Raw genomic sequence first — 13,803 nt, forward strand, 5'->3', positions numbered from 1 at the left:
AGAGAGCACTGCCGGGGATGGTCCGGGCTTCATTGATGCGAAGATTTCCGGCCCTGCACCTAAAAAAATGCCTGGTTTTAGCTATTCTCCGGCCATGTCCATAGCGGAACAGCCGGAAATGCGTATCATTGGAAATGCTTCCTGTAAAAGACCGAACAGCTGTCCCCGGAGTTTTGGACCAGCCTCATATTCCCGGGCTCGACGGCCTGCGGGGTTTAGCGATCCTGATGGTATTGGCCGGCCACCTGCTGTTAAACACCCGGATGGCATTGCCTGCCCTGGGCAGCGCGGGCGTCGATATCTTTTTTGTTTTGAGCGGCTTCCTGATCACGACGCTCCTGCTCCGGGAAAAGCAAAAAAACGGGCGCGTTTCCCTCCGCCGGTTTTATATCAGGCGAGCGCTGCGGATCATGCCGGTGGCCTACCTGTTCCTGGCGGTATTGCTTTTGTGCAATTTCCTGTTTGACCTGCGGCTTTCGGCCGGTTCCTTTGCAGCGGCGGCATTGTACATCGGGAATATCCGCTTCCATTATACTGCCAACTGGTTCAGCGGGCACTTCTGGACCCTGTCGGTTGAAGAGCAGTTCTACCTGATCTTTCCCCTTGTGCTTGTCCGTGATGTGCGGACGTACACCTGGCTGGTCGTGGCGGTTATCCTGCTTGTACCCGCATTGCAATACCTGACGATACGGCAGGGCCGCGGGTTGTCGGCTCATCATTTGCTTTTTGAATCCGCTTATTTCCTGCGCGGTTTGCTGGAAAACGGCACGACATCCATCCTGGCGGGCTCGGTGTTGTCGATCCTGGTGCTTAAAGGGCAGCTGTCCGCGAAATTAAACCGTTATGCCAGTTTACCGTTGCTGGCCGCCGCCACAGCCCTCAGGCTCTCCGGCTGGATAGCCGGGGACACGGGTTACGCGATGTCCCTGCTTTCCGCCCTGCTGATCGCTGCCGCTATTTACCTGGTGGTCAGTAACCCGGACGACCTCCTGTGCAAAATCCTGAACACGAAAATACTGACCCGGCTGGGTGTTTTGTCGTACAGCCTGTATATCTGGCAGCAGATTTTCCTGTACCGTCAGCCTTGGGCCAACACGTTTAAGTACAGTGATTCCCCGTGGTTCAACGTTCCCGCCTTATTCCTGACGGCCTTTTTATCCTATTACTACTTCGAGCTGAGGTTCTTAAAGCTGAAAGCAAAATTCAGGTAAACCCGCTCAAAAATGAAAAATCCCCTCGCACTCGCTGCCCGGGGATTTAAACCTAAACCTTATCACAATTACAGGCAGATGCCTGCAATGAAGATCAAATATAGGGTTTCTATGCTTTATTTGTACCTGTTCTGCCGGCTTCATTTCCCGGGAGCAGAACGGTAACAGTTTTTTTACATTCAGGACTTAAGCCGGGAACAGCCGATACATCATTTCATCCTACAAAAGCGTTACTTGTCTGGTACGGAATGGCATGGACAGCCTCCCGGGATATCCATTAACGAGGGATCGCCTGCTGCGGAACAAAATTTTAATTTGCGGATTTTGTACGTAAACGATTATGCCGGGCAGGTTGATAAAGCGCCTTTTGGCGTATACAAGCCCGCTGTTTTGCTCAACGCTTTCTCTTCCATATGAAGCCGCCTGCTGTCCTGTTATCTCCTCTCAATACTGATGAGATCGTCGTATGATGGATACCCAGGCTTTCGGAAGCCTCCTTAATGCTTTTAAAGTGGCGGATCAGTATACCTTTTTGATCAAATTGACTTATTGCCTTTCTTTGTTTACTGCCTAAGGGGCGGGGCATACCGGGCAACACCAGCCGGACATCTCCCAAGCCTCTCCTCCAGAGATATCCAGCTCCTGTTGCCTTATATCCGTTGGTGCAGCCGGTAATGGCAGATACAGCAATGGCTGTCAACCGGGAGGCCTCTGTTACAGAGGCAAAACAAGCAAGCCGTTTCCCCTCCAAATCATATTGGGTAATTTCTTTGGCCTTTTCCTCCCGGAGATTTTTCCTTACCTGGTCTACCTCTGCCTGTGGCAGATGCGGCGCATCTCCATACCGCCATATGGAACCATCCAGCAACAGGTCATCCCGTATGGCCATAGCGTTGATCCTTTCTACCGGTACTCCTATGGAAGCACCGGCTTCCTTACTGCTGGTATAGGTAGCCTGTTTGGCTCCATCCTGATCGTAACGGCTGATGGTATATCCCTTTCGTAAAGAAAGAGAGGTACGTTCTTTATGGGTATCAATCTGCTCCGCTTCTCCTTTCCGCCAGACCGATCCTGCCGTAACCAGAACACCGCCATTGATGGCATCACTAATCGCTTTCCGATCCATGGAAACAGCTTTTGCAGCCTGTGTAATATTGTCATACGTGTTTATTTTCTTTCCATCGAGGTCATACTGACTGACAGGGGACCCTTTTGCCGCCCTGATCGCCTGGTGTATTCTTTTTACCGGGATCATTTTTTTACTGCTGCCCAGGCGCCATATAAATCCCCCCGCTGTAAGCAAGCCTCCTCTCCTGCGAACCACGTTGCTGATGGCAGAGATAGTAATACCTGTAGCTTTTGCCGCAGCTGCCATGCTTTCATGGGCAGCTACAAACTTCCCGTCCATATCATACTGGCTCACCCGTTTAATATTAACCTCCCGGCCCAATTGGGTAAACACTTTTTGGTTTTCCTCGCTGTGCCCGAAGTGGAGGTCTTTCCGTTCTGCCTTCATGATCCGCTGCTGAAGGCCGGAGAGGTCTGTCAGGAAAAGATTGCCCGGTAACACATTAAGGCCGTTACCATCTTTGTAGGATACGTACATAGCCTGGTCTGAAAGATCAAATTCCGCTACGAAACAATAATAAACTATCCGGCCCACGGAGATGGAATGGGATACTTTCTCCACCTGGATCCGCGATTGAAGGCGCACTTTGTAATCCTCCTTGAAGTTATTAAAAGTTCGCTGGACCTTTTGGGCCTGTATCCGTTCTTCATACACCATCAGCCGCCCCGATTCATCGACGGATTCATAGGCCAGTCTTTTGACGCGGCCCAAATCAGAGATCATGCCATAGCCTTCCAGTCCCGGAATATCTTTCCATATTTCGCCGCCGATATTTTCCAGTTGCTTATTCTGGTAATGCGGGATATTGATTGTTAACTGTTTTTCAGACATCTGGCGGTAATTGGTCCACTGTTAATAAAGCTATGAAATTATCCTGTTCCATGTAAAAATAAAACAATACAGCCCCAGATTTTTGCAGTCAGGTGGAGAAAATAATCTGGCCGGCCACGCTTCGCCGGTTTTATTGGCAGTTAACAGCTTGATGTTAAATGCTAATGGTGGTCAAAACCCAACAGCCGGCAGGGGCATTTCTTCCCGGGGCGCGGGGCAGGAAGCTTTTGCCGCAGCTTGCTAAACGGGGTACCGGCAGGTTTGATACCTAACGATCACCAAGCTCCGCAGCCGCTGTGGCCATGGGGTCCACCTCAAAAATTCTGCTCGCTTTAACAATAACGAATAATTTCCCGATGCTCCGGAAAAATTAATCCGTGCCCAGTTAAATAATTATCGCTGATAAATATTGAAAAATAATTATTAAAAATACTTAACTTATTAATATTTAAATAGTTAAATTAGACAAACCATTAACCTCCTGATCCTTACCAATTATGCCAAACTGGAAACCCATTGTAGGACAAAGCTTCCAACCGGAAGAATTCGCCACTTATTGCCAATCACTCCACTGGACCACCTGGAGACCTTCCTTCATCGTGCTGCACAACACCAGCGTGCCAAGCCTTGCCCAGCGCCCGAACGGCCTTAGCAAAGCCAACATACTCGGCCTGCAATCGTATTACCGCGACGACCAGCACTGGAGTGCCGGCCCGCACCTGTTTATAGACGACAAACAAATATGGGCCTTTACGCCCCTGACGACACCCGGCGTCCACTCGCCCTCCTGGAACAGCATGGCATTCGGTATTGAAATGTTAGGTGAATATGAAACCGAAGCCTTCGACAGTGGCCGGGGCCTTGCCGTACGGCAGAATGCCGTAGCTGCCATGAGCATCCTGTGCCGGACGCTCGGGTTTGACCCCGGGACCATCCGCCTGCACAAGGAAGACCCAAAAACAACCCACAAAGGATGCCCTGGAAAACACGTCGTCAAAGCTGCGGTCATCCTGGAAGTCACAGAGGCCCTGCACCATATAGAACCCGGTGAACATGCCGTCAATGCGGAAGTATAAATAAGTTAAAAATACTTACGTATTACCGTAAAAATACGGTAGGGGGGATCCAGGCTATGCCTTAAATTTGATGAAGAACAAGTTGCTAACCCCTCAACCGGCAAATATTATGGAAAATAATGTTTGCCGGGACTTTAAAAGTTAGGACGAAAAAATTGGTTTCAGTTCCTTGTCCGGAAACTGGAAAACGTTAATCCTCCGGTTCAACCAAACTAAACAGTAGCTATGAAAAAGTTCATCGTCATCCTCGCATTGCTTTCGACTTTAATCAAACCCGCAGCTTCCATCGCCTGGGGTGCCCAGGGCCACCGCCTCGTCGTAGAAACCGCCCTCTCCATCCTCAGCCCCCAGGCCAGGCAAAAAGTATTAAACGCCTTAGGCCCTCACTATACAGCAGACCTCGCCGCGGTCTGGATGGATTCCGTCCGGATTAACTATGTGCTGAAATATAAGTATATGAAAAAATGGCATTTTGTGAACATGGAAGCCAACCAAACCTATGCCCAGGTCGCCGGCAGGAACGATGCGGTCTATAACCTCAAACGGGTGATCGGGGCCTTCAGCAATATCCACGCCTACAGCGCGGACAGCCTTAAACAAAACCTCAGAATCCTGTTCCACCTGATGGGCGATATCACCCAGCCCCTCCACGTGGGCTACGGTTATGACCTTGGCGGCAATTCAGATGCCGTCACCACCCCAAAGTTCAACGTTGCCGGTAACAACCTTCACCACGTTTGGGATGACGTCATCATACAGGAAGGAAAAATCAACCTGCAAACCTGCACCGCCTACTATAAAACCCTATCCGTTCCGGCTCGGCAAATGATTGCCCGGGGTGATACCAAGGCATGGCTTGCCCAGGCACGCAGCTGCCTGCCTGCAGTATACGCCTGCCATCCCAGCCTGCACCAAACAACCCCGCTAACCATCGCTTACCTTGACACCAACGTGTCCGTAGTCCGGCAACAGCTGGTCTGCGCCTCCATCAGGTTAGCCGGCGTCCTTGAAAAAGCATTCGCTAAAAACTGAATTCAGCCCCCATTTTATGAAAACGATCTATCAAAAAATCAGCAGCTGGCTGACCCCTAATTTTCGCCCGGTATTTTTACTGGTAACGGCAGGACTCCTGATATCCGGGACGCTGACCCAGAAAGATAAATTCCTGGTCACCACTTTGAATGCGCCGAAAGGGATTCTGAACTGGGAAGTGAATATAGATAATACGGCCAGGAACGCCATGTTACGGGACTGGGACGCTACGTATAAGAACCTTATTATGTACGGCGACAACGACCAGCCCGATATTGTTCGGGTTAAGGGAACACAGGCCGTTCTGGATGAGAATCGTGCCGATTACGCTTTTATCGCATTTTACGTCGCATTTTTGTTGCTGCTGATCTCCCGCCTGGTTAGGAATGCGGGCTACAATGCCAAATGGGACATATTTTATCGTGTCGCAGCCGTTTTGACGATCCTCGCCGGCCTGCTCGACGTAATAGAAGATTTGGGCACATCGAAAATATTAAACCTCTGGGAGCAGTACCATCGTCTGAACTTACCGGATGCGGCCATCGTCGGCTATCCCGGCCGTCTGAAATGGCTTGTCCTGTTTATTGTCGCAGGTGCATTGTTATGGCAGTTTATCGTAACCAATCTCGCATTATGGTGGCTGGAACTGGCCACCGGTTTTCTACGTAAAGGCGTGCAGTTATTCTGGCGCTTCCGCGTCATGCTGCTTACACTGCTCATCGTCTTTGCCGTATTGTATGTCAGCGACCAGGGGCAGGACCTGCTGCTATCGCTAAACGCCAGCAAGACGGGGGTATCCCTTTTTCTTTTTTCCACGACGGTCATCGCGCTTTTGTGTTGGTACCTGCCAAAGGTACTGGAATACAAAGGCGCGCTGAATTACGCCCAGTTTTTTTTCAGGTCGGTCGATTTCGAGGTTGACCCCGCCACCGGTAACCGGAAAAAGGCGGAAGTAGATCTCAGCCGTCTGCTGGGCGCCGCCGGGTTTCTCGTTCCTGCCACCGGCATCCTAAAGGTAATGGATAATTACCACATGGATTATTGGCTTAGCGGTATCCCGCCAATCGCCGTTATGGCCGTCATCCTCATCCTGTACAAGATCATCCTGGAGCACCACTGGATAGATCATTTTTTTAAAAAACCGGGCGGCGGCATCCATATCGCCAGATATGCCATCACCATCACAGTCCTGCTCGTCCCGATCGCCATATGGGGTATGGACAAAGAAAATACGCAGCCCTATGCCATTATCCATCTCGCTTTGGACCTGTTCATCCTTTCGGTTATATTTTTGATCACCACTACCTTAAGGACCTGCAGCGCCGCCATTGCCCGGTGGCCCGTTGCGCCCTTCATCACCCTGACAGGGCTGGCGTGCCTCATCTTTTTTATCGCCTGTAACTGGCCGTCCTTTTTGCACCTGTTTATTTATAAGTCCCGGTTTTATACAATGCCTTTCGTGTTCTTCGCGGTAGCCGGCTACCTCCTCTTTTTTTCTTATCTGATGTTTATCGGGAAAAAGACAGGCATTACCTGGATAAGCCTGCTGTTAACCGTTGCCTTCCTGGGCGCGGCCGGCAGCATTACCAATTACCATGGCGTCGCAGTTCTGACAGACACCTCACGGTGTAAAACAGCATCGGGCAGGGACACCTCCTGTGCCAGGACCCAGGATTCGCTCCGTACGTACACCGAAAAATGGTTGCTCGGTCGGGAAAAGGAGATCGCCGCCTACGCCGGGTCGGGAAAACGGAAATACCCGGTTTATTTTGTCAACGCTTACGGCGGAGGCATAAGGGCTTCCATATGGGCGACCATGGCCATCGGGCAATTGGACAAAGAAATGAGGGCTGACACCGCTAAAGCAAGTAAACTGGGTTTTCAGCATTATGCATTTTCCTATTCAGGGGCGTCGGGCGGTACAGTAGGGCTGATGTTACTATCCGGCACCCGCTACCGCCACCTCGATGATACCGGCAGGGACAGCGCCTTCTATCCCCAGGCATCCTTCCGTCTTTATAGCACGGATAACCTGACGTCAGATATTATCGCCTTGTTAGGGCGGGACCTCGTTTACTCCAGTTTCGGGCTGTCCGGCATACCGGACAGGGCAAGGTTAATGGAAATGGATTGGGAAAAGAATGCTGGGGATCATGATGTTAACCTGAAAAATAAAATCGCCGATATGTGGAAGGGCAGCCATACGGAACTTCCGCTGTTGTTTTCAAATACCTATGACATCACTTCCGGCAACAAGGGGATTGTTGCACCGGTATTACTGGACAGCCTTGATTTTCCGTCGGCGATATTCCCGGAACAGGAAATCCCGGGCAGGGGCGGCATGCGCCTGAGCACTGCCGGTTTCCTGAGCGCCCGGTTTCCCTATGTCAGCCCGACCGCCAAATTGAATCATAACCGGCATTTTACAGACGGCGGTACGATTGAAAACTCCGGCGGGGAAACCTCCCTGCAGGTCATCCGGGTATTTGAAAAGGTACGGCAAAAACTCCTGGCAGGCCACCCGGCGCTGGCCAACATCAGCATCAATATCCTGTCACTGCCCAACAGTATCCCGGAAATAGCAACCCCGGTTTATGACAAAAGTTTTTATGAGCCGCTGGGCCCGCCTTTGGGAGCCCTGAACCTGGGCGGTGCCAACGCCAAACGGGCCGACCTGGTCAACAGCCGCCTGAAGGCTGCCGGCTACAACTATGTCCGGTTCGAGCCCCGGCCATATAAACTCAGCAACAGAAAATTCTGGCCCGTGCTTCCCCTGGGGTGGCAAATTTCAGACGTGGCCCTCGAAGCCATGGCACACAGCGCCGAGCTTAGTCCCTCCGCTTTGGACCCCGTCTTTCAGCAATTCGGGATAAAACGGAAAAAGAAGTAAGACCAGCGGCCTCGTAAGCCGGTGGAATACAGGTAATCCAAAAGCCCGGCTCAAAAAGCAGGCAATGAAAAAGTACGCGACAGGCGTAAGGCCCCTGTATCGCTTAAAATATGAAAGGCCTGTGCGGTCATGATAACCAACGGAGCAGTGAATACTGATTATCTTTTTTTATAGCACGAAAGTTACTTATTATCAATATGGTCACTTTGAGTACGAGGTAATTAAAATCATACATATAAAAAAAATCTAATCATGGACATCCAACAGTACCCGCTACCTGAAAACCAGTACCATAAACTGGTATTCCCCAAGAGTCAAATCGTCATCCATCATACCGCCAGCGGCCCATCAGCGAAGGGCAACATCGACTATTGGAAAACTGACGCCGTCGCCGTCGCCACAGCTTTCGTTATCGGGAAAGATGGTATTATCCAGAACGCGTTCGACTCCAGGTATTATGCTGCCCACCTCGGGGTACCGGCAGCGCTAATTCACGGCCTTGGGTTCAATGACTATGCAACGCGTTGCGATACGCTCCATAAACAAAGCATCGGCATTGAAATAACCTGCTGGGGCGGCCTGACCAAAAAGAACGGTACCTGGGTAAATTACCTGGGCGGTGCCATCCCGGATGCTAACGTACAGCTATATAATCCGCCCTTCAGGGGATATGCGGCCTTTGAAAAGTATTCCCCGGAACAGCTGACCGCTGTAAAGGAACTCCTGATATACCTTTGTGGTAAATACGGCATTCCTAAAACCTACCACCCCGGTATGTGGGATGTAAGCAAAGATGCCATAGGCGGCGTCAAAGGGATATGGACACATACCTCTTACCGCATTCCCGGCGATAAGCAGGACTGCCATCCCCAGCCTGAACTGATCGCGCTCCTGCAGGCGCTGGACCACGTTTAATATTTTATCAGAACGGGCATTTTCACGGCCGGAGTACGCCGGACAGGGGCTTAGTCAGCCCCGTGCTTTGTTGCATGCCACTGTTCCCTGATAAAAAAGCTTCAGTTGGGGGCAAATCTAAAATTCTCCGTTTGCAACTCAATAAATACAAGTCAGCTCCCCCTGATTTTTGTTAACCATCGGCCATTTATCCTTACCGGTAATGCCGAAATAACCAAACCATATGGAAATTCCTTCAGATAACGAACTGCTCGCGAAAGATAAAGCCGAATTAGATAAATTAAAGGTCATCCTCGATATCGCCGGTTTTAAAGAAAAACAAAAGAGCGACCGCGTACGTTACCGGCAGGAAACGCTCCGCCTGTTCATCATCGCCGTTTTGTCCGGATTTATCACCTTCGGCAGCACATACGTTCAGAAGAATACGGAACGCAGGTTAAAAAAAGTCGACGACCAGGAAAGTATGCTGCAAAACTTGTTCTTTCCCTCGAAGATAATTCGATCACCCAGCAAGCCAAGTATGGAATCATCTGCAAGATCAGCCGGTTGAAAGTGCTGGCAGAAGCCGACACTTCCTTTATCAATGCAGTAGCGGGTTACGAAAAAAAATGTGAAGACAGCAAAAAGTTCCAGGACCAGATTGAAAAGAAGAGCGCCACTGCACAACGCAATTTCAAAACAATCGATACCACACGCGTAGAGGTAAAAAACCGTTTGGCCGCATTGGACCAAAGTGATCAGCAAGAGGCCAGGTTACAAAATGATGCTTACGCAAAAACAGCTGCCGGCCGCAAAGAAGCCCTGGCCATCAGCAAGCAAACGGACGGCCTGCTGAAAAATGCCCCGTCACCCCTGCAGGCCGCTTCCGACGCCAGCGCGGGTATCAGTGGTATCGTCAAACAACGGATAGATCTGGTGCCTGACAAGCCTGTAGAATCAGCCGCCACTTTTTATCCTGTACAATGGTTCAAGAAGGGCTATGCCATACAAGTCGGGCATATCTATTTTACTTTACTCGATCTGGACAAACGCCAGCAAGCAATTCGTGTCAAAGCCTGCTACACGAATACGCCATTCTCCTGTGAGCAGCCCCTGGTAGCAAAGGCTAAATATCTGCATACATCACCTGCCTGTAGTAAATATTGCCGCTTGCGTAATTTTCGCCGTATGAATGCCGATCTGATAAGATTTTCTTCAAAATCAGTAAGACCAATTATTTGTTTAAATTCAATGATCAGTTCTTCCATCAGGTTCTAAGTAACTTAAAAAAGCACAGGATCGCGGTCATATAAAAGTAAGACTTTAGGACCCTAATCAGTTTGTGCCGAAAATTAAGATTGATACGGTATTTTGATGTATCAGAATCGGGCGGGCGCTTGCGGTTAATTCCGGAATTTGTATAATCAGCCATTGGACGGGACTTAAAGCCGGTTATTGTATTGAAAAACCCAACGACCGGCTTGAAACCTTGTAAATAAAAAAAGCAGGGCTAACTTACAATACAAAAGCTTCTGACCATTGTCCGGCAGAAGCTTTTGCATTCAGCGCGATGGAAACCAAACGTTTGGCGCTTCCATATCCTGATTTGATTTCATTGCTTTTGCAATCATATTTGCCCAAAAGTTCAGCATAATTATTCCTGTCTGGCGGTCAGTATCTTGCGAACAACCGCTATCTGGCTTTTTAAATGCACCCTGTCAAGCCCTGAAAATTTATGCAGGGATGTTGTCATATTACTGAGCACACGCTCCAGGTCAGTCCTGGCCAGTCCGTAGAATTCCGTTTCCGTAACATTTGCGTCCAGGGAGGCCATTACATCTGCGAGCGCTCCTATATACGTTTTTTGAAGATCGCGCCGGTAAGTATCCATGGGCTTGCCGGCAGCCAGATCACCCCAGATATCGCGGTGCAGATCAGAGAGAAATTCTTCGGCGGGATAGGAAGCGGTCCGTCCGAACCGGGCGGTGTTTGCTGCCAGTTTCGCAAACGTACCGGTGTCCAGCAAAGTATTCAATGTCCTGACCTGCAGATCGCTTACAAAATTCTGGCCCAGCGGGTTTACAACCTTACTTGTCACTAAAGGGTTAAGCAGCCATAGCGGCGTTGTAAAGAGTTGCTGGTTAAGGAAGGCAAGCGCCTGCTTCTGTTTGGCGCGCTGTACCGGCGCATATACGTCAAGGTTCGTCTCCTCGTTCTGATATGTTCGTTTTACCCCGCCGATATTGGTGATCACCTGGCTCATATAGCCCTTGAACTGAACTGTAAGCGCCCGATAGGCATCCCCAAGGCTGGTATAAAAACCGCCTTCTTCCTTGCTCCAGGCCGGCAGGTTGGGTAAAATACGTTTTAAGTTCCTGATACCATAGGCGTTAGCCGTCATGTTGTTGTCGCCCAGGTCTTCCGTCTGGCAGCGTGGATCATCCATACGTGCCGATTTACCTCTTTTTTCCTGTTCCTGGCTTCCAAACCAAAGCCGTGGGTTGGCTGCCAGCCTTTGCGTGGTCAGCTTTCGGGATATTTTCCGGTCCGCTTCTGCCGATTGTGCGTCCGAATATTTATATCCCCACTCAATGGCCCAGCGGTCATACTCGCCAATATGCGGCCAAAGTTGTTCTTCGGGGATATTGTCTTCCGGCTGTGCTACGTAGTTGAAGCGGGCATAATCCATGATAGAGGCGGTATGGCCGTGCTCTTTCAGCCAGTTTTTATCACGAAGCTTTTCTACAGGGGTCATGCTGCTGGAGCCGAAGTTATGCCGCAGGCCCAGCGTGTGTCCAATTTCGTGCGAGGAAACAAAACGGATAAGCTGCCCCATTAGTTCATCGTCAAATCTGGCTTTGCGGGCCCGTGGGTCTGTTGCACCTGCCTGGATCATGTACCAGTTATGAAGCAAGGCCATTACATTATGATACCAGCCAACATGGGTTTGTATAATTTCGCCGCTGCGCAGGTCATGCACATTGGGACCGTAAGCGTTCATCTCTTCAGAGGGCAAATAGCGTACAAACGAGTAACGGGCATCGTCTAAATTAACGCTGTCGGGGTATGTCCACTCTTTGCCGGTAATAGCATTTTTAAAGCCCGCCTGCTCAAAAGCCTTCTGCCAGTCGTTGATGCCCAAAATAAGGTATTTTACCCATTGCTTCGGCGTATGCGGATCAACATAAATAACAATAGGCTTTGCCGGCTCCACCAGTTCGCCGCGTTTCCAGCGCTCAACATCCTCAGGCCGGGGTTCCAGTCGCCAGCGCAGGATAAACTCACGCTTTTCTACTTTTTGCTGATCGTCGGAAAAGTAATTCACATAATCGGCAAAGAAACCCACGCGACGGTCAAACAACCGCTGCTGCATAGGTACTTTAGGCAGCAAAATAAATGAGGTGTTGGTAGTCATTGGCATCTCACCCGAGATCCTGTAAAGGCCTATCTCCACGTTGATCGGGTATGCATGCACATACTCCACATTAACAGATTTGGCAACTGCCTTTCCGATATTGGTAATCGGGCCGGGGTTTTTAAAAAAAGCTGTTGCATCTACCACAAAAGAAGACTTGTTTTTTCCCAATGCCACAATCCGGAATGTTTGAACAATGGGATCTGTATTGGCATTTGCAACCGAGGCTGCAATGCGGCTTCCCGCTGCGGCCTGGTTAACCTGGAGATCAGACAACAGGTTGATGGTGGAGTCGGGTGCTGTCCTGAAATAAACGGCCGTTTCATCAAGGCTCTCGCCAGGGTATTTGGCACCGGTTAACGGGGTGGCGCTTATTTTTCCCTGAACTATACGCGTAACCATTTGCATATCCCGGTTCAGTAAGGTATCCGGGATTTCAAGAAACACAGAGTCGCGTACCATATACACTGAAAACAGGCCTATATGTGCCTCCGCGTTTTTGGTAATAACCGATTTAAAGGGCCGTATTTTGTTCTTTTTCTTATTCAACAGCGATTGCAGCGAATCTATCTTGTTTGCTTGCTCTTGTTGCTTCTTCGTGTCCTGACCGGGCAAAGGTATCGGCAGCTGCGCCCGCAACGTATACGAGGCAGTTAATAAAAAGACTATTAAAAATAACTTCTTCATTGCTTTATTGAGCATTTATTTAAATGAATTAATGGTATTTCCCGGATTGGATATTTTCGCACCGTATGGTTGTGAAGCTTTGCAGTAATTGCTTATAAAAGCCAACGCGCTTTTCTGCGGCGGCATCCCAAAGCAGTATCAACGGAACCGGATTACCAAGGCCGGGCGCCCCGAGTTGAAAAACGCTCTGGTTGGAAGCCTTACCAGACGACAAATCGATTACCAGGCCCTCCCTGCCTGTTTGCGGCAGGTTTTTTAACCAGCCGGGAAACAAGGCTTCGTAGTTTTTTGCTCCGGGCAATAAAAAATCATAATCGGCCGAAGGCAGGCGCACTAACATATAAGGCCGCAGCCCGGCACGCATCACAGTATCGCCAACCGAAAAGGGCAATTGCGGAACGTTAGCCGCGCCGGGATTGCCGGCACCGCTTTGGCCGCTGGATGCGGAGAGACTGTAACCTTCCCAGCTGCCATCTGCTCCATCGAGCGTAAACATTTTTTTTCGCTCGGGGCGTTGCTTACCCCCGGGAGCCGAGGGCATGCAACCGGTAACCAGGCCGCTGCACAGCAACAAAAGCATTGCAATTTTGGCTGTAATAAAAAAGTGGGATTGTTTGTTTTGCATGTTTATTAATTAA

The 13,803-nt window shown here is 49.9% G+C and carries 10 protein-coding genes; 7 read left to right on the plus strand and 3 right to left on the minus strand.

The window, feature by feature from the left end; genetic code table 11:
- Positions 1 to 134: 134 nt before the first annotated feature.
- Positions 135 to 1,211 (plus strand): acyltransferase family protein, encoded by a 1,077-nt coding sequence (locus tag AC1RM2_RS21430; RefSeq protein ID WP_492987202.1) that lies wholly within the window; start codon positions 135 to 137, stop codon positions 1,209 to 1,211.
- 394 nt (positions 1,212 to 1,605) lie between these two features.
- On the opposite strand, the gene AC1RM2_RS21435 is transcribed toward AC1RM2_RS21430, so the two are convergent.
- A complete protein-coding gene (locus AC1RM2_RS21435; RefSeq protein ID WP_492987203.1) occupies positions 1,606 to 3,171 on the minus strand; it encodes an NUMOD1 domain-containing DNA-binding protein in 1,566 nt (521 codons plus the stop codon).
- Positions 3,172 to 3,668: 497 nt separating this feature from the next.
- Here AC1RM2_RS21435 and AC1RM2_RS21440 point away from each other — a divergent pair, with 497 nt between their 5' ends.
- From AC1RM2_RS21440 to AC1RM2_RS21465, 6 genes are all read left to right on the plus strand, one after another.
- The gene (locus AC1RM2_RS21440) at positions 3,669 to 4,247 is read left to right on the plus strand and encodes an N-acetylmuramoyl-L-alanine amidase (protein ID WP_492987204.1); all 579 of its coding nucleotides are present in this window, start codon (positions 3,669 to 3,671) and stop codon (positions 4,245 to 4,247) included.
- A 225-nt stretch (positions 4,248 to 4,472) separates the two neighbouring features.
- A complete protein-coding gene (locus AC1RM2_RS21445) occupies positions 4,473 to 5,279 on the plus strand; it encodes a S1/P1 nuclease (protein ID WP_492987205.1) in 807 nt (268 codons plus the stop codon).
- 16 nt (positions 5,280 to 5,295) lie between these two features.
- A complete protein-coding gene (locus AC1RM2_RS21450) occupies positions 5,296 to 8,169 on the plus strand; it encodes a hypothetical protein (protein WP_492987207.1) in 2,874 nt (957 codons plus the stop codon).
- Positions 8,170 to 8,421: 252 nt separating this feature from the next.
- Positions 8,422 to 9,084, plus strand: a complete 663-nt coding sequence (locus AC1RM2_RS21455) for an N-acetylmuramoyl-L-alanine amidase (protein ID WP_492987208.1) — start codon at positions 8,422 to 8,424, stop codon at positions 9,082 to 9,084.
- Positions 9,085 to 9,307: 223 nt separating this feature from the next.
- Positions 9,308 to 9,634, plus strand: a complete 327-nt coding sequence (locus AC1RM2_RS21460) for a hypothetical protein (RefSeq protein ID WP_492987209.1) — start codon at positions 9,308 to 9,310, stop codon at positions 9,632 to 9,634.
- On the plus strand, positions 9,631 to 10,341 hold the full coding sequence (locus AC1RM2_RS21465; protein ID WP_492987210.1) for a hypothetical protein: 711 nt from the start codon (positions 9,631 to 9,633) through the stop codon (positions 10,339 to 10,341). The genes AC1RM2_RS21460 and AC1RM2_RS21465 overlap by 4 nt, the downstream gene beginning before the upstream one ends.
- A 376-nt stretch (positions 10,342 to 10,717) precedes the next feature.
- Here AC1RM2_RS21465 and AC1RM2_RS21470 read toward each other — a convergent pair whose 3' ends face one another.
- Both AC1RM2_RS21470 and AC1RM2_RS21475 read right to left on the minus strand, forming a co-directional pair.
- Entirely contained in the window at positions 10,718 to 13,165 is a 2,448-nt protein-coding gene (locus tag AC1RM2_RS21470) for a zinc-dependent metalloprotease (RefSeq protein WP_492987211.1), read from the minus strand.
- Between the two features lie 28 nt (positions 13,166 to 13,193).
- A complete protein-coding gene (locus tag AC1RM2_RS21475) occupies positions 13,194 to 13,790 on the minus strand; it encodes a hypothetical protein (RefSeq protein ID WP_492987212.1) in 597 nt (198 codons plus the stop codon).
- Positions 13,791 to 13,803 lie beyond the last annotated feature (13 nt).

The sequence above is a fragment of the Mucilaginibacter sp. GW822-FHT03E02 genome (genome assembly GCF_058801545.1).

Coding starts and splice junctions, on each gene's coding strand:
- AC1RM2_RS21430 (WP_492987202.1), top strand. CDS start 135: ATGCTTCCTGTAAAAGACCGAACAGCTGTCCCCGGAGTTTTGGACCAG.
- AC1RM2_RS21435 (WP_492987203.1), bottom strand. CDS start 3,171: ATGTCTGAAAAACAGTTAACAATCAATATCCCGCATTACCAGAATAAG.
- AC1RM2_RS21440 (WP_492987204.1), top strand. CDS start 3,669: ATGCCAAACTGGAAACCCATTGTAGGACAAAGCTTCCAACCGGAAGAA.
- AC1RM2_RS21445 (WP_492987205.1), top strand. CDS start 4,473: ATGAAAAAGTTCATCGTCATCCTCGCATTGCTTTCGACTTTAATCAAA.
- AC1RM2_RS21450 (WP_492987207.1), top strand. CDS start 5,296: ATGAAAACGATCTATCAAAAAATCAGCAGCTGGCTGACCCCTAATTTT.
- AC1RM2_RS21455 (WP_492987208.1), top strand. CDS start 8,422: ATGGACATCCAACAGTACCCGCTACCTGAAAACCAGTACCATAAACTG.
- AC1RM2_RS21460 (WP_492987209.1), top strand. CDS start 9,308: ATGGAAATTCCTTCAGATAACGAACTGCTCGCGAAAGATAAAGCCGAA.
- AC1RM2_RS21470 (WP_492987211.1), bottom strand. CDS start 13,165: ATGAAGAAGTTATTTTTAATAGTCTTTTTATTAACTGCCTCGTATACG.
- AC1RM2_RS21475 (WP_492987212.1), bottom strand. CDS start 13,790: ATGCAAAACAAACAATCCCACTTTTTTATTACAGCCAAAATTGCAATG.